The 18,208-nt window shown below is 71.5% G+C and carries 23 protein-coding genes; 17 read left to right on the top strand and 6 right to left on the bottom strand.

What is annotated here, in order from left to right; translation table 11 throughout:
- Positions 1-547, top strand: a 547-nt coding sequence (locus tag MXD60_RS20240; protein WP_248820900.1) for a DUF3017 domain-containing protein, incomplete at its 5' end; no start/stop codon positions are given.
- Positions 548-658: 111 nt separating this feature from the next.
- On the opposite strand, the gene MXD60_RS20235 is transcribed toward MXD60_RS20240, so the two are convergent.
- A complete protein-coding gene (locus tag MXD60_RS20235) occupies positions 659-1,993 on the bottom strand; it encodes an NAD(P)/FAD-dependent oxidoreductase (RefSeq protein ID WP_248820899.1) in 1,335 nt (444 codons plus the stop codon).
- 134 nt (positions 1,994-2,127) lie between these two features.
- On the opposite strand from MXD60_RS20235, the gene MXD60_RS20230 reads away from it, so the two are divergent.
- Together MXD60_RS20230 and MXD60_RS20225 are read left to right on the top strand one after the other, a co-directional pair.
- Entirely contained in the window at positions 2,128-2,976 is an 849-nt protein-coding gene (locus MXD60_RS20230; RefSeq protein WP_248820898.1) for a serine hydrolase domain-containing protein, read from the top strand.
- Between the two features lie 305 nt (positions 2,977-3,281).
- The gene (locus MXD60_RS20225; protein WP_248820897.1) at positions 3,282-4,049 is read left to right on the top strand and encodes a 2'-5' RNA ligase family protein; all 768 of its coding nucleotides are present in this window, start codon (positions 3,282-3,284) and stop codon (positions 4,047-4,049) included.
- A gap of 84 nt (positions 4,050-4,133) precedes the next feature.
- Here MXD60_RS20225 and MXD60_RS20220 read toward each other — a convergent pair whose 3' ends face one another.
- Both MXD60_RS20220 and MXD60_RS20215 read right to left on the bottom strand, forming a co-directional pair.
- The gene (locus MXD60_RS20220) at positions 4,134-5,912 is read right to left on the bottom strand and encodes a serine hydrolase (protein ID WP_248820896.1); all 1,779 of its coding nucleotides are present in this window, start codon (positions 5,910-5,912) and stop codon (positions 4,134-4,136) included.
- Positions 5,913-5,956: 44 nt separating this feature from the next.
- Positions 5,957-7,240 carry a DUF1003 domain-containing protein gene (locus MXD60_RS20215; RefSeq protein WP_248820895.1) on the bottom strand — a complete coding sequence of 428 codons (1,284 nt, stop codon included), beginning with the start codon at positions 7,238-7,240 and terminating at the stop codon, positions 5,957-5,959.
- A 688-nt stretch (positions 7,241-7,928) separates the two neighbouring features.
- Between MXD60_RS20215 and MXD60_RS20210 the strand changes: the two genes are divergently transcribed.
- Positions 7,929-9,293 carry a zinc-binding metallopeptidase family protein gene (locus MXD60_RS20210; protein ID WP_308222546.1) on the top strand — a complete coding sequence of 455 codons (1,365 nt, stop codon included), beginning with the start codon at positions 7,929-7,931 and terminating at the stop codon, positions 9,291-9,293.
- Here the strand turns inward: MXD60_RS20210 and MXD60_RS20205 are convergent.
- Entirely contained in the window at positions 9,241-9,816 is a 576-nt protein-coding gene (locus MXD60_RS20205) for a GNAT family N-acetyltransferase (RefSeq protein WP_248820893.1), read from the bottom strand. The genes MXD60_RS20210 and MXD60_RS20205 overlap by 53 nt on opposite strands.
- Positions 9,817-10,014: 198 nt before the next feature.
- Between MXD60_RS20205 and MXD60_RS20200 the strand changes: the two genes are divergently transcribed.
- Positions 10,015-10,590, top strand: coding sequence for a hypothetical protein (locus MXD60_RS20200; RefSeq protein ID WP_248820892.1), 576 nt, complete (start codon positions 10,015-10,017; stop codon positions 10,588-10,590).
- Between the two features lie 62 nt (positions 10,591-10,652).
- On the opposite strand, the gene MXD60_RS20195 is transcribed toward MXD60_RS20200, so the two are convergent.
- Complete coding sequence (locus MXD60_RS20195) at positions 10,653-10,904, bottom strand: hypothetical protein (protein ID WP_248820891.1); 252 nt, start codon at positions 10,902-10,904, stop codon at positions 10,653-10,655.
- A 272-nt stretch (positions 10,905-11,176) separates the two neighbouring features.
- Here MXD60_RS20195 and MXD60_RS20190 point away from each other — a divergent pair, with 272 nt between their 5' ends.
- From MXD60_RS20190 to MXD60_RS30415, 9 genes are all read left to right on the top strand, one after another.
- A complete protein-coding gene (locus MXD60_RS20190) occupies positions 11,177-11,494 on the top strand; it encodes a hypothetical protein (protein WP_308222545.1) in 318 nt (105 codons plus the stop codon).
- 395 nt (positions 11,495-11,889) lie between these two features.
- Positions 11,890-12,060, top strand: a complete 171-nt coding sequence (locus tag MXD60_RS20185) for a type II toxin-antitoxin system HicA family toxin (RefSeq protein ID WP_248820889.1) — start codon at positions 11,890-11,892, stop codon at positions 12,058-12,060.
- Positions 12,061-12,077: 17 nt separating this feature from the next.
- On the top strand, positions 12,078-12,170 hold the full coding sequence (locus MXD60_RS30425; protein WP_518468327.1) for a hypothetical protein: 93 nt from the start codon (positions 12,078-12,080) through the stop codon (positions 12,168-12,170).
- Between the two features lie 183 nt (positions 12,171-12,353).
- Complete coding sequence (locus tag MXD60_RS20180) at positions 12,354-12,593, top strand: type II toxin-antitoxin system HicA family toxin (RefSeq protein ID WP_248820888.1); 240 nt, start codon at positions 12,354-12,356, stop codon at positions 12,591-12,593.
- The gene (locus MXD60_RS20175) at positions 12,586-13,155 is read left to right on the top strand and encodes a hypothetical protein (RefSeq protein WP_248820903.1); all 570 of its coding nucleotides are present in this window, start codon (positions 12,586-12,588) and stop codon (positions 13,153-13,155) included. Before MXD60_RS20180 ends, MXD60_RS20175 begins: the two co-directional genes overlap by 8 nt.
- 55 nt (positions 13,156-13,210) lie before the next feature.
- Positions 13,211-13,345 (top strand): hypothetical protein, encoded by a 135-nt coding sequence (locus tag MXD60_RS30420; RefSeq protein ID WP_518468325.1) that lies wholly within the window; start codon positions 13,211-13,213, stop codon positions 13,343-13,345.
- Between the two features lie 135 nt (positions 13,346-13,480).
- On the top strand, positions 13,481-13,747 hold the full coding sequence (locus tag MXD60_RS20170; protein ID WP_248820887.1) for a type II toxin-antitoxin system HicB family antitoxin: 267 nt from the start codon (positions 13,481-13,483) through the stop codon (positions 13,745-13,747).
- Entirely contained in the window at positions 13,744-13,971 is a 228-nt protein-coding gene (locus MXD60_RS20165) for a type II toxin-antitoxin system HicA family toxin (protein ID WP_248820886.1), read from the top strand. The genes MXD60_RS20170 and MXD60_RS20165 overlap by 4 nt, the downstream gene beginning before the upstream one ends.
- A gap of 17 nt (positions 13,972-13,988) precedes the next feature.
- A complete protein-coding gene (locus MXD60_RS30415; protein WP_518468322.1) occupies positions 13,989-14,081 on the top strand; it encodes a hypothetical protein in 93 nt (30 codons plus the stop codon).
- A gap of 5 nt (positions 14,082-14,086) precedes the next feature.
- Here MXD60_RS30415 and MXD60_RS20160 read toward each other — a convergent pair whose 3' ends face one another.
- Complete coding sequence (locus MXD60_RS20160) at positions 14,087-14,752, bottom strand: hypothetical protein (protein ID WP_248820885.1); 666 nt, start codon at positions 14,750-14,752, stop codon at positions 14,087-14,089.
- A gap of 233 nt (positions 14,753-14,985) precedes the next feature.
- Between MXD60_RS20160 and MXD60_RS20155 the strand changes: the two genes are divergently transcribed.
- The 3 genes from MXD60_RS20155 to MXD60_RS20145 all read left to right on the top strand — a co-directional run bounded on the left by MXD60_RS20155 (position 14,986) and on the right by MXD60_RS20145 (position 18,203).
- On the top strand, positions 14,986-15,264 hold the full coding sequence (locus MXD60_RS20155) for an SCO4848 family membrane protein (RefSeq protein WP_248820884.1): 279 nt from the start codon (positions 14,986-14,988) through the stop codon (positions 15,262-15,264).
- A 101-nt stretch (positions 15,265-15,365) separates the two neighbouring features.
- Positions 15,366-17,567 (top strand): RecQ family ATP-dependent DNA helicase, encoded by a 2,202-nt coding sequence (locus MXD60_RS20150; protein ID WP_248820902.1) that lies wholly within the window; start codon positions 15,366-15,368, stop codon positions 17,565-17,567.
- A 273-nt stretch (positions 17,568-17,840) separates the two neighbouring features.
- Positions 17,841-18,203 (top strand): hypothetical protein, encoded by a 363-nt coding sequence (locus tag MXD60_RS20145; protein WP_248820883.1) that lies wholly within the window; start codon positions 17,841-17,843, stop codon positions 18,201-18,203.
- Positions 18,204-18,208: the final 5 nt, after the last annotated feature.

The raw sequence follows: 18,208 nt of genomic DNA, 5'->3' as shown, positions 1-18,208 counted from the left end.
AGGACCCACCCGCGGTGTCGCCCGCGGGCGGCCGAGCGCAGGAGGCGGCGTCAGATCGTGGAACACCTGGACTCGCCCCCCCGCCGGCCCCCCCCGGCGGGGCCCGCCCCCCGCCCCCCCCCCCCCCCCGCCCCCCCCCGGGGCCACCGGCGATGACGACGACCGGCACCGGTCCGCCCCGCGGGACTCGGCCGTTCAGGGCCCGCCCGGGTCCGCCGCGGCGGCGAAGGAGCGCACAGGGGTCGTCGGCACGGCCGCTGCGGGGCGGCCAGGTCTCATCGGCTGGCTGCGGCGGGAAGCGGTCTTCGCCGCGGTCCTCGTCGGCGTGTTTGCCGGCTTCGTGCTGGTCTCCGAGGACCGCTGGCGGCGTGGGCTGCTGACGGTCGGGACCATGCTCATCCTTGCCGGGCTCGCGCGGCTGGCGCTGCCGGCGCGGCGGGCCGGGCTGCTCGTCGTGCGGGGGCGCCTGTTCGACACCGTGCTTCTGCTGGGCCTCGGCGCGGCCATCGTCGGGTTGACGTCCGCCGTGCCCTACCTGGGCCCGTAGCGCCCGCAGCGGCGGTGCCTCCCGGGCGCCGCCGGCGAGGACGCAGGTTCGGCGCGGTGGCGGCGGTCCCGGCCAGGTCCGTCCCCATCGTCCGTCAGCGCAGGCAGTCCGTCAGCGCAGGCCGGCCATCGTGCGCCGCACGGCCAGGCGGGTCAGGGTGCTCGCCGGGATGGTCCCGCGGCCCAGGCCGATCTCGACGAGGGTGTCGTAGAGCTCGGTGCGGGTACGGGCGGCCCGGACCGCGCCGTCCATCATCGTGCGGCTGCGGCCGACGAGACCGGCGAGCAGGGTGGTGTGCCGCAGGTGCCGGCCGAGCTCCCCGTCGAGGGAGCGCCGGTACTGCCGGCCCGGGGGGGGGGGGGGGGCCCCCCCCCCCCCCCCGCGGCCCGCCAGCGAACCGGACAGCAGCGCGTAGTAGATCCCCTCGCCGGTCAACGGGTTGATCAGGGATGCCGCGTCGCCGGCGAGCAGGACCGGGCCGGGTGGCTGGCGCGGCCGATGGGTGGACAACGGCAGATGGTGGGCCCGCAGGGTGGCCGGATCGGCGGGGGTCCGCGGGAGCATGCGGTCCAGGGTCCGGTGCAGGACGGTCTTCGCGCTGGCCCCGTCACTGCCGGTACCGAGTTGTGACCGCAGCATGCCGTAGCCGATGTTCGCTCGGCCGTCACCGATCGGGAAGGACCAGGCGTAGGCGGGCCAGCCCTCGTCCGTCATGTGGATGAACTGCTCGGACGGCTGGTCGTCGGCGGGCAGATCGGCGTAGGCCCGCACGGCGATCGCCATCGCCTCCGGCGGGTTGACCGCGAGCCCCAGCGCGCGGCGCACGACCGAGTTCGCGCCGTCGGCACCGATCACCACCCGGGCGGTCAGCGCGCCGTTGACGACGACGACGGGCTCGCGGCCCCGGCCGCCGGGCCGGGGCCGGTCGGACAGCTCCAGAGTCCGCACCCGGCGCCGGATCAGATTGGCGCCCCGCGCCCGCGCCGCCGCCATCAGCCGCGCGTCGAAAACCTGCCGGGGCACCACATAGCTGGCCCGCGCCGACGGGGTGGCGACCTCGGCGCCGCCCGGAGTCCGCAGCCGCAGCCGGTCGACCGGCCGGTAGCCGGCCACCGCGTCGGTCACCCCGAGGTCGCGCAGCACGTCCAGGCCGTGTGGGGCGATGCCGTCGCCGCAGGTCTTGTCCCGGGGAAAGGCCGCAGCATCCGCGATGACGACACTCGCGCCGGGACGTTCCCGCAGCGCCGCCAGCGCCGCGGCGCAGCCGGCCGGGCCACCCCCGACGATCAGTACGTCGATGGGACCGGCCGGCAGCTCGTCGGGCTCGTCGAGCCGCACGATCGGGGTGGCCATGGTGATCGTCCCGGCGTCCTTGGTCGGGCCCGCGGAGACGGTGCGCGAGGCGGGTGGGCCGGTCGGATCGGACGGAGAGGACGAGGTCTGCACGACAGCCAGTCTCGCAGCCGGCCTCCCGGCGGCGAGCGAGCGCCCTCGGGCGGCTCCGACCGGCTGTGGGCCTGGCGGACCGTGGGCCGGTCTCGTTCGCCCGCACAGGCACGGAACTTCGTACAGTTCTTGGCGTGGACGCACTGGCGCAGGTTTCGCGGTGGCCGGTCGAGACGGTGGCGGTCGGCGTGCTCGGGCGCGACGACGGCGGGGCGGTGCGGGAGCTCGGTAGGTGGGGGCCGCCGGACCAGCCGTTCCGGCTCGCCTCGGTGTCGAAGATCCTGTGTGCCTACGCGGTCCTCATCGCGGTCGAGGAGGGCGCGATCGGCCTGGCCGACCCGGCGGGCCCGCCAGGGTCGACGGTGGCGCACCTGCTCGCGCACGCGTCGGGGCTGCCCTTCGAGGGCAGCGCCCCGCTCGCGGCACCGGGCGACCGTCGGATCTACTCGAACGCCGGTTTCGACCGGCTGGGAGAGGAGATCACCCGGGCAAGTGGGATCACGTTCGCGGACTACCTCGCCGAAGCGGTCTTCGAGCCGCTGGGCATGAGCGGCGCGCGCCTCGTCGGCCCGCCCTCCCATGGCGTGACGGCGACCCTCACGGACCTGCTCGGCTTCGCCGCCGAGCTGCTCGCACCGACACTGCTGACGGCCGAGACCTTCGCCGCGGCGACGTCGGTCGCCTTCCCGGGGCTGTCCGGGGTCCTGCCGGGTTTCGGCCGCCAGAACCCGAACGACTGGGGGCTCGGCTTCGAGATCCGCGGCCACAAGCAGCCGCACTGGACCGGCGCCGCGAACTCGGCGCGGACCTTCGGCCACTTCGGCCAGGCCGGCACGTTCCTCTGGGTGGACCCGGTCGCCCAGGCCGCTTGCATCACTCTGTGTGATCGCAACTTTGGTGACTGGGCACGTGAGCTCTGGCCACCCCTGTCGGATGACGTCCTGGCGGACGCCCGTCCGCCCATGGTGAATTCGGCGGGGTGAGTCGACTGCCGCGGCCGGCGCGGGCCGTGACCTGGACGGTGTGAGTCGGACTTCTCGGCCGTCAGCGCGGGGCGCAAGGTCCGGTTGCCGCCATTTTCGCCCAACCTGGCCCTGGCGAACGGGTGGTACGACGGTCCGCGGGAGACAGACCGGGTCCGTGGGCCATGATGTCGGCATGCTTCCTTGCCGACACCGATCCGGAGGGCCGGCCGCCGACCCGGCGACGGCACGCCAGCAATCACCGAGGGTGATGATGCCCGGCTGGCGGCCCAGGAAGACGGCGCATGGCGCGGCGCCGGTCGCGCATGGCTGAAGGCGTGCCCGGCCGGGCGGCCCGCCCCGCGCGACCGGCCGACGACCCCGACCCGATGTTCGATGCCCACCCGACGTTCGCCGCCGACCCGTCGTATCCCGCGGATGCGACCTTCGCCGGTCACCCCGCGCCGGTCACGGGCCCGGCGCGGGTCACCGACCCGGACCGACCGGAGGACGTCGCCGACCTCGCCGACATCGGGGTCGCGATCGGTATTCCGGAGCCGTACCGCACCCAGTTGCAGGACTGGCGGGAGCGGCTGGGCGATCCCAACGCCTCCCTGATCGTTCCGCACGTCACGCTGCTGGGCCCGACCACCGTCCGGTTGACGGACCTTCCGGCGATCGAGGCCCATCTGTCCCGCGCCGCCGGCCCGAACGATCCCTTCACGATCCGGCTCGCCGGGTCGGGAACGTTCCGTCCGCTGTCGCCGGTGGTCTTCGTCGCGCTGGTCGCCGGGGCGGCCCGCTGCGCCGAGCTGGCGGCCGCGGTGCGCTCCGGTCCGTTGGACCGGCCACTGACGTTCGCCTACCACCCGCACGTCACGGTGGCGCATGACATCCCCGAGGATGGTCTCGACAACGCCTATGAGGCGCTCGCGGACTACAGCGCCCAGTTCGACGTGCGCGGGTTCGGGCTCTACGAACGCGGCGCCGACCTGCGGTGGCGGCAGTTGCGCTTCTTCCCGTTCGGCCGGCCGGGAGACGCGCCCCGGTCGGCGGGCGGTGGCCACCGGGCCGGGGTGGGCTCCCAGGAGTGAGCCCGGCACCGTCCCTGAGCCGGCACGTCCCCTGAGTCACCGGGGGTCGACCGGCCCGGGGCGCGCGTCGTCGTCAGACCGGTGTCAGCGTCCGGAGGCGTCGCCGAACCGAGCCGATCGGCCGAATCTGGTCACCCTGGACCCACCGTGGGCGTGCTGCTCCTCTTCCTCGTCGAGCCAGTCCTCGGCGAGCCAGTCCTCGGCGAAAAGGCCGCCGGGTTCGCCGACGGGGTGGCCGGGCCGGACGCCGTTCTCGGTGGGCCGGCCGTCGGAGAAGCGAAGGTGACCGACGCGACCGGGGTCGGCCAGGTCGGCGTCGTGGTCACGGTAGCCGCCGGACTGGTGACCGTGTTCGTCCGTCTCGGCGCCGGGTTCGCCGAAGCCGTACTCGGTCGAGCCCGGCCGCGATGTGACCCGCCGCCCGCCGCCGTCGGGCGGCCTGCGGCGGACCGGCCCCGTCGGCCGTTCGGAGGGCGGGACGAGGCGTGGTCCTCGAAGTTCTCGCTCTGCCAGGCTGCGGGCCGGCGCGCGGCGGGGTGCGTCGGCGGGGAGCCGGTCGAACTGGCCGGCTGACCGGCTGACCGGCACCGTCGGCGGCCCGGCCGACGTGGCGGCCAGCCGTGAGCTGACGACCAGACGCCGTCGACGACGCCTCGTCGCGCCACCCATCAACACCGTGACCAGCGCGGCGGCGGCGGTGAGGGTGGCGGCGATCCAGGTGGCCGGCCCGATGCCACCGAGCAGGCCGTCCCGCCCGCCGGCGGCGCGGGCCGACTGGGTCGCTGGAGCCGCTGGCGAAGCCGCCACCCCGGCGACGGCGGTCGCGCGCGGGGCCGTGTCCGCGGCCGGCTGTTGCCCGGCGCTCGGCAGATAGCCGACCGGCGTCACCTGCCCGTCGTGGGCGAATCCCCAGTCGAGCAGGGCGCGGGCGTCCTTGTCGAAGGCCGGGGCGGTACGCAGGAGGGAGACGATCAGCGTGCGACCGCCGCGCGTGGCCGCGCCGACGTAGGTCGCGCCGGCGGCCACCGTGTAGCCGTTCTTCACCCCGACCGTGCCGTCGTAGCGGCCCAGCAGAAGATTGTGGTTCTGAATCTCGAATCGCTGGTTGTCCCGGCCGGGCAGGGACGCCCGAGGGATCGTGAGGTACTGCCGCACGCTCGGCTCGTCGAGTGCCGCCCGCCCGAACACGGCGAGGTCGTAGACGCTCGTGACCTGGCCCGGGCTGTCCAGGCCGGTGGGGTCACCGGCGACGGTGTCGTGCGCGCCGAGCGTCACCGTCAGCGCGTTCATCCGCTGGAGCACCGCTGCGGTACCACCACTGGCCTCGACGAGCGCCATCGTCGCGTCGTTGCCGCTGGAGATCAGCATGGCGGTGGCGAGATCCCGAACCGAGTAGCCGACTCCCGGTACCAGGCCGACCCGCGTGCCATCCACGCGTGAGGCGCTGTCACTCATCGTGATCTGCTGGTCGGGTTGCAGGCCCGGCATGATTGTCAGGGCGGTGAGTATCTTCATCGTGCTCGCCGGCAGATCCCGGTTGTGCAGCCCCGAAGCGGCCAGGATGGCGCCGGTCCCGGCGTCGGCGATGAGCCACGCCTTGGCGGCCAGCCCGCTCAGCGCTGCCGCCTGCCCCGCAGGCGCCGCCAGCGCGCTTGGCGTCGCCGCGGTGGCTGCCCCGGCCGGGGCGCACCAGGCGAGGGCGAGCAGCAGCCCGCAGGCGGCGGTGAGAAGTGACGTGCGCGGGCGGTGCCCGCAGGTCCGGCGTGGGAACGCGGCGCGACCGGCGCCGGTGCGCAGCCGCCCGCCGATCCCGATCGCCGTAGGCGAGGTGGGACGGAGGTGACACGAGCGGCCGGCGCGCACCTAGAGCACGCTACTGGTTCGACCGAGCCCGGTGCGGGCGGCCATCAAACGTGTCGCGGACGGGTCTCCACCGGCGGGGAATCGCCTGTTTTCGGGTGTTCTCCCGATCGTCGAGCGATGCCCGAGTACGTGCTGGAGCGGTGCGGCCCGCGGGTGGCCGCCGGCCGGCCCGGTCGATGCGGCGCGGCGCCGCCCCCGGCGGAGTCCGTCCTGGTAACGGCTCGACCAGCCGCATCGGGGCGGTTGGCGGACCGGGCAGGGTCGGGCTCGGAGTCACGCTCGGCGGAGGCGGGCACGGGCGCCGAACGCGGTCGGGCCGGCGCGGAAAGGTCACCCTCGGATCGGGCCCGATCGGGCCGAAAACCCCCGTCTGGGTGCCCCGTCGAAGGCGCATCGACGGTGGGTGGCGGATTGCCGGGGGAGACCTCGGGCTCGTTGCCGGAGCTGGGGGCATCCGCGGTGCGTGCGGCCGGGAGCGAGCTGGCCGTACCGGGAACCGCCGTGGTCGGAGCGGTCGCGGCAGCGCTGGGCGCCTTCGCGGGAGTCGGGTTGGCGGGTGCGGCTGTGACGTCGGCGTCGGCGTCGAACGTGGCGTCGGTGGGGGCGAGACTGCGGGCGCCCGCTGTGTCCGACCGGCGGTTCTTCTTGGCCCGCTTCGCAGCCTTGCCATGGGTTTTGGTGCCGGCCTCGCCGGCGAGGCCGGCACCGTTGCCGCGGGTCGAGCCGGCCCGTCGGGGACCGGTCAGCCCCGGGCCCGCCATGGCCGCCGCCGGTGCCAGGGCCGGGGCTCCCTGCCACTGGGCGCGCACGGCGTCGAGGAGCAGGTCCTGGAGATCCTCCCGCAGCGACTCCAACTGGCCCGCGAGTTCGCCCCGCAGGTACTGGCGGGTCGCCGCCTCGCTCTGGGCCAGGCGCCGCCCCGCCACCTCCCGAGTGAGGAACTCGGTGTCCTCGCGCATCCGCGCGGCGGCCGCGCGGTCCTCCGTCAGCGCCGCCCGCTCACGGTCGTCCTGCCGGTTCTGCGCAAGCAGGATCAGCGGTGCCGCGTACGCCGCCTGGGTCGAGAAGGCCAGGTTCAGCAGAATGAACGGGTAGGGATCCCAGCGCATCAGGGGTACCGCGATGTTCAGCGCGATCCAGACGATCACGACAGCGGTCTGGATGCCCAGGTAGCGGCCAGTGCCCAGGAAGCGGGCGAAGGTCTCCGCGACGCGGGTGACCCGCTCCCCGTCCACCCGGGGAAGGAAGGTGGAGCGAGTGGGGCCGGGCACGTCGAGACGTTCGGACCGGGCGCGGCGGTTCGTGGATCGCGATGCGGTGATGGCCATGGAAGCTCCCCATCCGCGCGCGGGCGACTACACACCCCTTGCGCGCACTTCTCGAGCGGGCCGCGGGCATCGTCGCCAGGCGGCCTCGGGTCGGCACGACATCGATCGACCGCACCTGCTCGTGCACTGCTCCGTCCCGCCGCTGTCGGCTGGGAACGTCTGGGTCGCCGGCTCCGACGTCGACACTCGCCGATCGGCACGCGAGAACCGAAGTCCCACGCCCGCGCAGTCGGGCATCGCGAGAGATCGCGGCGGCGAATCGCGAACCGGCAGTCGGCCGGACTTCGAGCAGTGCCCCGGGGAATCGTCGACCCCGGGTTCGTGGACGTGGGCTGGGCGCGTGACGCGCTCTGGCCTGAATCAGCCTCGGCTGGCGTCGTCCACTAGCAGGAAGCGGCCGTTACTGGAGCACCCGCCAGGACTCACAGCGGCCACCTCCTCGCGCTGGTCCTCCGTAGAGGAAGTTTCGGGGGCCTGTCAAGGATAACCGGGTACTGGGCGGACCGGTCTGTTGGGGCATCCGTGACGTCCGTCGCGAAGGTGTCACCCCGGGCATTCGCTGCGTTGCCCGAGTCGACCGACATGCGCCAGCGTGACTGTGTGCTGACAGAAAGCGGCGAGAGTTGGCTGCCCGGTGGCGAGCGGAGTATTGGGCCGGCTGGGCGGGGTATGCCGGCAGCCCGGGCACGTGGTGGAAGGAAACACGGTGAAGATCAGTGGGTGTGCCACGTGTGGGCAGCTCGTTTTTTTCGAGAACTCGGCCTGTCTGCGCTGTGGCACACCGCTCGGATTCGATCCGGGCACCGGTCACGTGGTCACGCTCGTCGCAGGGACGCCGAGTGCGGACGGCACCGGTGCGCTGTTCCGCGAGCTACCTCCGGTGGCGGTCGTGGCGGCGGCGCTGGGCGTGGCGGACGACGCTGCCGGTCGGAACGTCATGACCGAGGGCGGCAGGGTGTCCGAGGGCGGCAGGGTGTCCGGGGCCAACGAGGTGGCGGCGACGGATCCGATCGCGCGCGATCTCGCGGACGCGGTGCCGCCAGGCCGGCGCCGCTGGTACCGGCGCTGCGGCAACGCCGAACTGGCGGGCTGCAACTGGCTGGTCCAGGCACCGGCGCCGCAGGGTGGCGACGACCTGGGCCCCGGCGAACTGTGCGTGTGCTGTCGGTTGACCCGGGTCCGGCCGGCAGACGCCGACCAGGTCGGCCGGGAGCGGTTCGAGCGGGCCGAGGCGGCGAAGCGCCGGCTGGTGGCGCAACTGCTGGACCTGGCACTCCCGGTCGTACCCAAGAGCATCGACGCAGCCGGCGGACTGGCGTTCGACCTGCTGAACAGCACCGGGCACAAGGTGGTGACCGGGCACAGCGACGGCGTCATCACGCTCGACCTCGCCGAGTCCGATGACGCCCACCGCGAACTGGTCCGCACGCAGCTCGGCGAGCCGTACCGCACGCTGCTCGGGCACTTCCGGCACGAGGTCGGCCACTACTACTGGGGTTCACTGGCCAACGCCGATCCGGCGCGGGCGGACGCGTTCCGGAACCTGTTCGGCGATCCGAACATCGACTACTCGGCGGCACTCGACCGGCACTATGCCGACGGGCCGCCGGCGGACTGGCGCGAGAGCTACGTCAGCGCGTACGCCACGATGCATCCCTGGGAGGACTGGGCCGAGACGTTCGCCCACTACCTCCACATCCGGGACACGCTGCGCGCGGCCGCCGAGTTCGGGCTGCGCGTGGACGGTCCGGACCTTGATGCGTTCGGGGTGCCTCCCCGCGAGCACGCGGCCGAGCCGGGCCGCCCCGGCGGAGCAGGCGGGCACCGCACCGACTCGTCCCAGTCGGCCGCGGACATCATCGCCCAGTGGCTGCCGCTTACCTACGCCCTCAACGCGATCAACCGCAGCATGGGGAGTGACGATCTCTACCCGTTCGTACTGACGCCCGCCGTGCAGGCGAAGCTTGCCTTCGTGCACGATGTGATCGGCGGTACGCCGGTCACCGGCACGCTGCCGGCCGCGCCGGATACAAGGGCCGCAGCATCGGGATGAACGTCTTCACCGTCGGATCGTCCGTCACCGGCTGTGGGCTACCCAGCGCGACGAAGCCGTGTCGGGCGTACAGCCGGCGGGCCGGCTGATTGCGCGGGGCCACCCACAGCTTCACCGCCTCGGCGCCGGACCGGCGCGCCCAGTCCACCGCGGCCCGCACCAGGGCGTCGCCCGCGGCGGTGCCCCGGGCCTCGGGTGCCCCCCCCATGGCTGCCAACTCGCGCAACCAGGCTCGGCGGGTCGGGGTGAGGCCCTGCACCATCCCGACGGCGTCGCCGGCCCGCTCCGCGATCACCACCAGGTTTTCCGGGGAGTCCGCGCCCTCGCGGGCCAGCCGTGTCCACGTCGACGCCGGCTCGTCGCGGACGATCTCCAGGGTCTGCCAGAAGGCCGCGGGTGCGTCGGCGAGGGCGGCCAACCGCAGCCGACGCAACAACGGCCCCTCGTCGGACGCGATGTGTCGCGTCCGGATCTCGGCGCCGTCCGTCACGAGTTCCCGCCCCTCTCCGTCCCCGATGGGCACGAGAACGAGTGTCCACGCCGAGATGTCCCACGGACACCCTCTTCTCCTGTCCTGCGATGAGATCGTTGCGCGAACGGCGCTCGGCGTTGTGCGTAATCGGCGCGACCTTTAGCCCAAACGGCTCCCAGGCCGCCTCGCGATCACAGATACTGATCAAAGCGGCGGGACGGCGGAGGAGTTCGCTGGAGATGATCCATCGTGGGTAGGCCCGTCTCGGTCATCGTGCGGCAGGACGGCCCCTCGTGGTCGGCCTGGTCCCCACAGTGCCCTGGCCTCGCCATGGTGCAGCCGGCGACGGCGGAGCTGCGGACGGTCCTACCCGAAGTTCTCACCTGGTACTTCGGGCAGGACACGGAGATCGACCCGCAGGTGCACCACGAGCGCGACCTGCACGGCGTGGTCGTCCGGATCGCGCAGGACGACCACCTGTACGAACGAGAGCTGGTCGCGGAGCGGCTCGGTGAGGCGCTTGAAGAGGCCGGCCAGCGACGGCGGCTGCGCACCGGACCGGTCGGCGGCGGTGACGAGGCCACCCTGGTCTGCGCGTTGCAGTCCGACCGGGTCTCCTGGCTGGCCGCTCAGATGGAGCACGACGACGCCGTGGTCGCGCTGTTGCCGGTGGCCGAGTCGATGCTGTGGGCCGTCCGGTTCGGCGCGGGTCGGGACGGCGAGGGCACCGCGGTGTCGGTGCCGGTGTCGGCGTACCCGCCGGAAATCACACTTGGCGAGGTCATGCGCAGTTTCGCCGGCCCGCGTCAGCACCTGCGTATCTGACACGAGGCCGGGGAAACGCGTCACCTCGTCCCGGGTAGGTGATCAGCCTTCGTCGGGAGCGCTCAACGGCCGACGAGGGGCCCCAGCCACGGCACCGCTTCGCAGGCGGAATCAATGGTCGCCTCCCGCGTCGCGTACTCCCAGCCGGAGAAGTAGCTGACCGGGGTCCACGCGCCCACGTCCTCGGCGTCCCGGCGAAACTCCTCGAACCCGAACGTTCCGTCGGGGCGTTTGAAGATATCGACGCAGCGATCGGCTTCGAAGGTCTGGTGGCTGGCGAGTACCCGCCACGAACTGTCAAGGCGCGACGACATGCCTGGGATCATACGGTCCGGCCTGCCGCGGCTGCCCACCGAAGCCGACCCGATGGGGGAGATCTGACGCAATGTCGGACTTTTCCTGTGCCGTGGTGCGGCGGTCCGGTGAGCCGGAGTTCCACGGATGGCCCCGCGGCTTCGGTGCGTGATGATTCTGCTGCCCGGGTACACCGAACCCCACGCCGGCAACTTTCCGATGCGTGCGTTGGAGGTGCGTCTTGCGAGGACTTTCGAAACTCAAGGCTCTGGGTCTGGTAGTGGGGACGGGTGTGACGTTGGCCGTTGTTCCCATGGCACCGGCGATGGCGGGGACGACAAACAATCCGCTGACAGTGACCGGCACCGTCCGGTGTCAGGCCGGCTCCGCCGAATCAATTCGGATCACCGCTGGTGGAGAGTCGCACGGCGCGCCCACCGGCGTGGGTGGTCGGTTCTCGGTGGTCTTCGGGAACCCCAAGGTCCCCGGCATCGCGACTGCTCAGGTGCGGTGCGATATTCTCGGGAAGAGAACATATCCCTCGACGAGCTTCCCCTTTTACCGGCCGGGCGGCGGACAGGTTCTGAACGTGAACCTGACGGTCCTCTGATCAGATTCTTTCGGCGGGTGGCGGGCCAGGACATCGGCCCGCCACCCGTTCCTGGTCGCGGTGGGTGTCTGGACGTGGGCCAGCTGGCCGAATTTGTAGAACATGCGCTTGTGGCCCTGGTCCCGGTCATGGTCGCAGGCTTGTTCGTACGGATCGAGGCGTTCGGCGCTGAGCCTGCGCCGGAGCGGGACCGCGAGGGCATGCGACGGAGTCACGGCGTTCGACATCGGGCTACCGGCCTTCTAAACGTGGAGATGGACGCCGCGGATGGCCTCTACCGCCTGGTCGGCAAGCCCCCGGGGTTTTTCTGTCCGTCCACCTTATGGCGATCAACGTGTCCGAACCCGCGCCCCCACGCGGAGGCCACGGCTGGTGGCTGGTGCGAGGCTGGTGGGGTGACTCTGTCGAAGAGCGGCTCGCACTGCAAGCTGCGGCACAAGGAGCACAAGGAGAACGCCCGGGTCGTGATCGTCCCGCTTCGTCGGGAGTTGGCGACAGGCGCCCTCGCCTCCGTCCTGCGTCAGGCGGGCATCGACGCGGAGAGGCTTGGGACGTTGCTCACCTGAGCCTGCGGCGCTCCCGGGTGCAAGCTGGACAGGTGACTCTGTCGAAGCATGCGTCCTGGTTCCTGGTCGCTGTTGGTGTGTGGACGTGGGCGATCTGGCCGAACTTGTAGAACATTCACTTATGACCTAGGTACGGCACCGTGTCCTCTCGTGTCCTGGCGGCATTCGTCCACATGCGGACGCCTACGCTGGGGCCACATCCCTGATCATGGTGTGGAGGTGCCGGTGGACGCGTTCTCTCGAACTGCTGGTGACGGGTACTGCGGTCGGCGGGAGTCGACCTTTTTGCCGTCGTGACCGGAGAGTTCCCGTCGCTGAAGGCTCGGCAGCTGCTGCGCGTGCTCGGGCGGCTGGGGTATCGGGTGACCAGGCAGGACGGCTCGTCGCACCGGTGGCTGGAGGCGGAGGGGCGCCCGCGGCTACGGCTGGCGTTCCACGATCGTGTGACTGTTGGTCCGGGCCTGGTTCGTCAGATACTGGTCAAGCAGGTGGGCTTGACCGTGGAGGAGGCTCTGGAGATCCATGGTGACTAGGGCGATCACGGTGATCGTGCGGCGGGATGGTGAGTCCTGGTCGGCGTGGTCGCCGCAGTGCCCTGGTCTGGCGGTTGCGGAGCCGACCGCGGCGGAGCTGCGTGGGGCCCTGCCCGAGGCGCTGACGTGGTACTTCGACGGAGACTCCGACTTCGAGATCCTCGTTCATCTTGAGCAGGAGCTGCGGGGGGTCGTTGTTCGGATTGCTCAGGATGCCTTTGGGTGGGAGCGGCAGTTGGTCGCGGAGCGGCTGGGGGCTGCGCTCGGTGTCGAGGACCAGGCGGAGCGGCTGCGTGCGGCGCCGCCGAATTCCGCGGGGGAGATCGTTTATGTGTGTGCGCTGCCGACCGACCCGATCTCCTGGCTGACGACTCAGGTCGGCGACGTCGCCGATCCGGTTGTCGTTGCGCTGCCTGCGGCAGAGGCGATGTTGTGGACCCTGCAGTTCGGTACTGGGAGCCGAGCCGGCGCTGGGTCGGTCGACGTCGGCTATCTGCCAGACACGACATTCGGCGAGATCATGACGACATTCACCGGGCCCGGGCTGAAGCTCAGCGCGTAGGGGCCGCGGCGATCCGGACACAAAATGTGACTGTGTCCGCCGTGCTCGACCTCACGTGGTGCGACCGCTCTTGATCGGTGGGGGCTTCTCGCTCGGGTGCGAAGCTGGTGGGGTGACTCTGTCGAAGCGTGCGTCCTGGTTCCTGATCGCGGTCGGTGTGTGGACGTGGGCCATCTGGCCGAATTTGTAGAACATTCACTTATGACCTAGGTACTCCCCTGGATCGGGAGCGGCCTTGTGTCTCTCGTGTGTACCCGGGCCATCGGAGATCGTTTCTGCTCGTATGGTCGACAGAGGTCTGGTCGATCATGTCAAGGAGGCGGCGGTGAGTACTTCGCCAGGCGCGGGAGGGACGGTTAGGCTGATCTCCATGGAGCGAGCGGCGCGGCTGACGGCTGTCGTCACGCACGAGGGCGACTGGTATGTGGCGCGGGCCCTGGAGGTCGAGGTGACCAGCCAGGGTGGCAGCGTCGAGGAGTCGCTGGCGAATCTTCGTGAGGCGTTGGAGCTGTACTTCGAGGACCAGCCCTTCCCTGTGACTGCCGCGGACGGCCCCATCGTCGCTCCGCTGGACATCCGCCTGTCGGCGTGACACCCGCGCTGCCTCGGGTCTCCGGGGCGAAGGTGGTGAAGGCTTTGGGGCGTGCCGGCTTCGAGGAGGTCGCCACGCGTGGCTCGCACTGCAAGCTGCGACATAAGGAGAACGCTCGGGTCGTGATCGTCCCACTCCATCGGGAGCTGGCGACGGGCACCCTCGCCTCGGTCCTGCGTCAGGCGGGCATCGACGCGGAGGATCTTAGGACGTTGCTCACCTGAGCCTGTAGCGATCCCGGGTGCAAGCTGGACAGGTGACTCTGTCGAAGCGTGCGTCGTGGTTCCTGGTCGCTGTTGGTGTGTGGACGTGGGCGATCTGGCCGAATTTGTAGAACATTCACTTATGACCTAGGTACTGGTCGGGTGATTGGCGTGGCGCGGGTACGTCAGAAGCGGGCTTGGTGGACAGAAGACCGGGAACGCGACTGTGGCTCATAATCCAGTCATGGACGTCGGCGTCCAGGTAGTCGGCCACCCGTAGCAGGTCGGCGTGCGTCTGCTTCAGCGGACGGTTGTGGATCGGCTCGTGGTGAGCGATGCGGTTCCGGAGGTTGACGAGTCTGTTGACCGGTTCGTAGACCGTCGCGCGGCGGGCGGGGCGAAGCCGCGGGAAGGCGTGGCGGAGCGCGGGTGTCCAGAGAGTCGCCTCGTAGCGACGGGATAGCAGATATCTCCAGAAACCGAAGTTCAGCTCGGCGACGACCCGGCCAGGGATCGCGATCTTGTTGTTGCGTCGGATCCTGGACCTGGCGTCCGCTATGTCCTGGCGTGCGCGCGTTTCGAGAGTCCCGGTTGGGGCGTCCCACCACTCCCCAGATCGACGCTGGCGGGCGTGCCACGCTGTGAGCTGGTCATGAAGCGCGTTGCGAAGCGCAACTTCGAATAACCCCAGAATCTCGTAGAAGGCGGCGCTGACAGCGCTGTTCCAGCCGTAGAGCGCGATCGCGCGGACAACGTCGCCGTCGCATGCCTGCTCGTAGGGGGCGAGGCGTTCGGCGCTCAACCTTCGGCGGAGCCGAGCGGCGTGGGACGGAGGTAGGGGGTTGGACATCGGTGCACCGGTCTTCTACAGTGGCCGGGTAGACCCCGGATGGCCTCTACCGCTTGATGCCCTTCACGGCTCTGGCGGCAAGCCCCCGGGGTTTTGTCTGTCCGCCCACCTTATGGCGATCAACGTGTCCGAACTCGCGCCCCCACACGGAGACCACGGCTCGCGGCCGGTGCGAGGCTGGGCGGGTGACTCTGTCGAAGCGTGCGTCCTGGTTCCTGATCGCGGTGGGTGTGTGGACGTGGGCGATCTGGCCGAATTTCCTGCGGAACATCTGGAAGGACGATCGCTCCTGGAATTCCGGGCCGACGGCCTTCTTCACCGTCCACCTCGTGCTGACCGTGGTCTCCCTGGTCATCGGCACGATTGTCGGCTGGCTGGGGGTTCGGGCGGTCCGGGCGGGCCGCCGTACGGGCACCGGTGCGGGCAGCGCGCCTTCCGCGGACCTGGTCAACTCGGGGCGTTGAGTCGGGGTCCCCGAGCGGCCGGCGGATGATCGTTGTGGATCGTCGGGCCCATCACCTGCGCGTTCACGGTTCTGTCGGTGGCGTCGGGTAGACATCTGTCCATGGCGGCGGACGGATTGACCACGACCGGGCCGGTGGGCCTGGCCACAGCGGCACCTGCTGCCGACGGGGGGCCCGGGGCCCTGCGGGCGCGGGCGGAGGAGCTGCTGCGTGAGCTCGCCGGCCCGGCGGCCGCGCTGCGGGACGACCAGTGGCGGGCGATCGAGGCGCTGGTCAGCCACCGTCGTCGGGTGCTGCTCGTGCAGCGCACCGGCTGGGGCAAGTCGGCGGTGTACTTCCTCGCCACCGTGCTGCTGCGGGCCGCGGTCGGCGAGGGTGGGCGAGTCGGGCCGACGGTCATCGTCTCGCCGCTGCTCGCCCTCATGCGCAACCAGGCCGCGGCGGCGGGGCGGCTGGGCATCCGCGCCGGCGAGATCCACTCCGGCAACGTCACCGAGTGGGACGAGGTCTACGCGGCGCTGCGCGCCGACGAGCTCGATGTTCTCCTCATCGGGCCGGAGCGGCTGAACAACCCGCAGTTCCGCGATGACTACCTGCCCGAGCTCGCGGCCAGGACCGGCCTGCTCGTCGTCGACGAGGCGCACTGCATCTCCGACTGGGGCCACGACTTCCGGCCCGACTACCGCCGGCTGCGCACCATCATTGCCGGCCTGCGGTCCGGTGTTCCGGTCCTCGCCACCACCGCCACGGCCAACCAGCGCGTGGTGGCGGACGTGAGCGAGCAGCTCGGCACCGGCGCCGAGGACAATGCCGCGCTGGTGCTGCGTGGGTCGCTCGACCGGGCAAGCCTGCGTCTCGCCGTCGTCGCGCTGCCCCGGGCCGAGGACCGGTTCGGCTGGATCGCCGAACGGCTGCGGCAGCTGTCGGGCTCAGGCATCGTCTACACGCTGACCAAGGCCGCCGCGGAGGAGCTGACCGTCTTCCTGCGCGGTGAGGGTCTCGCGGTGGCCTGCTACCACGGTGGAACGGAAGCCGCCGAACGGCTCGCCGCGGAGGAGGATCTGCTGGCGAACCGGATCAAGGCCCTCGTCGCGACCAGCGCCCTCGGGATGGGTTTCGACAAGCCGGATCTCGGTTTCGTCGTCCATCTCGGCGCGCCCGCGTCGCCGGTGGCGTACTACCAGCAGATCGGCCGGGCCGGGCGGGCGGTCGATGCCGCGGAGGTCATCCTGCTGCCGGCCACGGAGGACCGGGACATCTGGCGGTACTTCGCCGACACGTCCTTCCCGCCCGAGGCGGTGGTCCGCACCGTGCTGGCCGAGCTTGCCGAGACCAGTCGACCGACGTCGACCCAGGCGCTGCTGACCGCCGTCGACATCGGTCCCGGCCGGCTCGACCAGATGCTCAAGGTCCTCGACACCGACGGCGCGGTCCGGCGGGTCCGGGGCGGCTGGACCGCGACCGGTCTCGCCTGGTCCTACGACGAACCCCGCTACCGGCGGGTGGCAGCCGCGCGCGAGCGCGAACAACAGGCGATGCTCGACTACCTTGTCACCCCTGGCTGCCGGATGGAGTTCCTGCGCCGCCAGCTCGACGACCCCGACGCCGCCGCCTGCGGGCGGTGTGACCGCTGCACCGGGCGGCAGTGGTCCTCCGACGTCTCCGCCGACGCGCGGGCGCGGGCCAGGGCGGAGCTCATGCGGCCGGGGGTCGTCGTCGAGTCGCGCCGGATGTGGCCGACGGGCATGAGCCGGCTGGGAATCACCCTGTCCGGGCGGATCCCGGCGGGGGTCGCCGCCGATCCCGGCCGGGTCCTGGCCCGGCTCGCGGAGGTGGGCTGGGGCAGTCGGCTGCGGCCGGTGTTCGCGCCCGGCGGCGCGGACGGACCGCTGCCGGCCGATCTGGTCGAGGCCGTCGTGGCCACGCTCGCCGGCTGGAAGTGGGAGCGCCGACCGGCGGCGGTCGTGGCGATCGCCTCCCGCGGCCGGCCGCAGCTCGTCGTGAGCCTCGCCGAGCGGATCGCCGCGATCGGCCGCCTGCCGCTGCTCGGGCAGCTCGAGCGGGTCCGCGGCGGGCCGTCCGCCGGGGAGGTCCACAACAGCGCGCACCGCCTCGCCGGTCTCTGGGATGCGTTCACGGTGTCCGAGGAACTGCGGGTCGCGCTGGCCGCGGTCGACGGTCCGGTCCTGCTCGTCGACGACCGCATCGTCACCGGCTGGACGATGACGGTCGCTGCCAGGCTGCTGCGCCAGGCGGGCGCATCCACCGTGCTGCCATTCGCCCTCGCCACCGACGCCGGCTGACCCGGCCGGGTGCGGGCGCGGGCACGCCTGACGGCGGTCACCGCAGCGGTTGCTTCTGCGCGTCACCGCTGCGGACGGCGACGATCTGTCTGTCGCCTGTCATTTCTCCGGAAATCGGCGCGTCGGACGGCGATGTTGTTCGGCTGTGACATCGAAGTGAATTTAGCGGGGTGACGCTGGATTTCTCCCGTATTCGCCCTAGCCTGGCACGCGAGGGCTTGGGAGTCAGCCCGTGCTGTCGGCCGAGTAGACGAAAGCGGGCATGTACTGACCATGTTCAACAGTGATCGTTGTATCGCGACGGTGATGGGCGGCGGCCGGGGCTACGTCGCGCACCGCTGTGGCAAGCGAGCGATCGCCAAGGATCCGGACGGTCTGTGCCGCACCCACCGGCTGGCCCGGGAGGGCGCGCAGGACACCGAGGTGGACGAGCGAAACCTCCTGCGCAGCAGGGAGAACGAGCGTCGGCTCGGGGAGCTCGCCCAGCACCTCGCCGACTTCTACCAGCTGCCCGCCACCCTCGAACACGACGAGTCCGAGCCGACCCGGCCGCCGACCGGCCGGCTACTGATCGAACCCCAGGATCTGCTCAGGGTCCTGCGCGCGCAGGATCTGATGCCCCGCCGCGCCGGCTGACCCCG

This window comes from Frankia sp. AgB32 (assembly GCF_023243045.1).
In the GTDB taxonomy this organism is placed as follows: Bacteria; Actinomycetota; Actinomycetes; order Frankiales; family Frankiaceae; genus Frankia.
The sequence above is the reverse complement of the archived record's forward strand: the minus strand, read 5'-3'. Positions and strand labels throughout refer to the sequence as shown.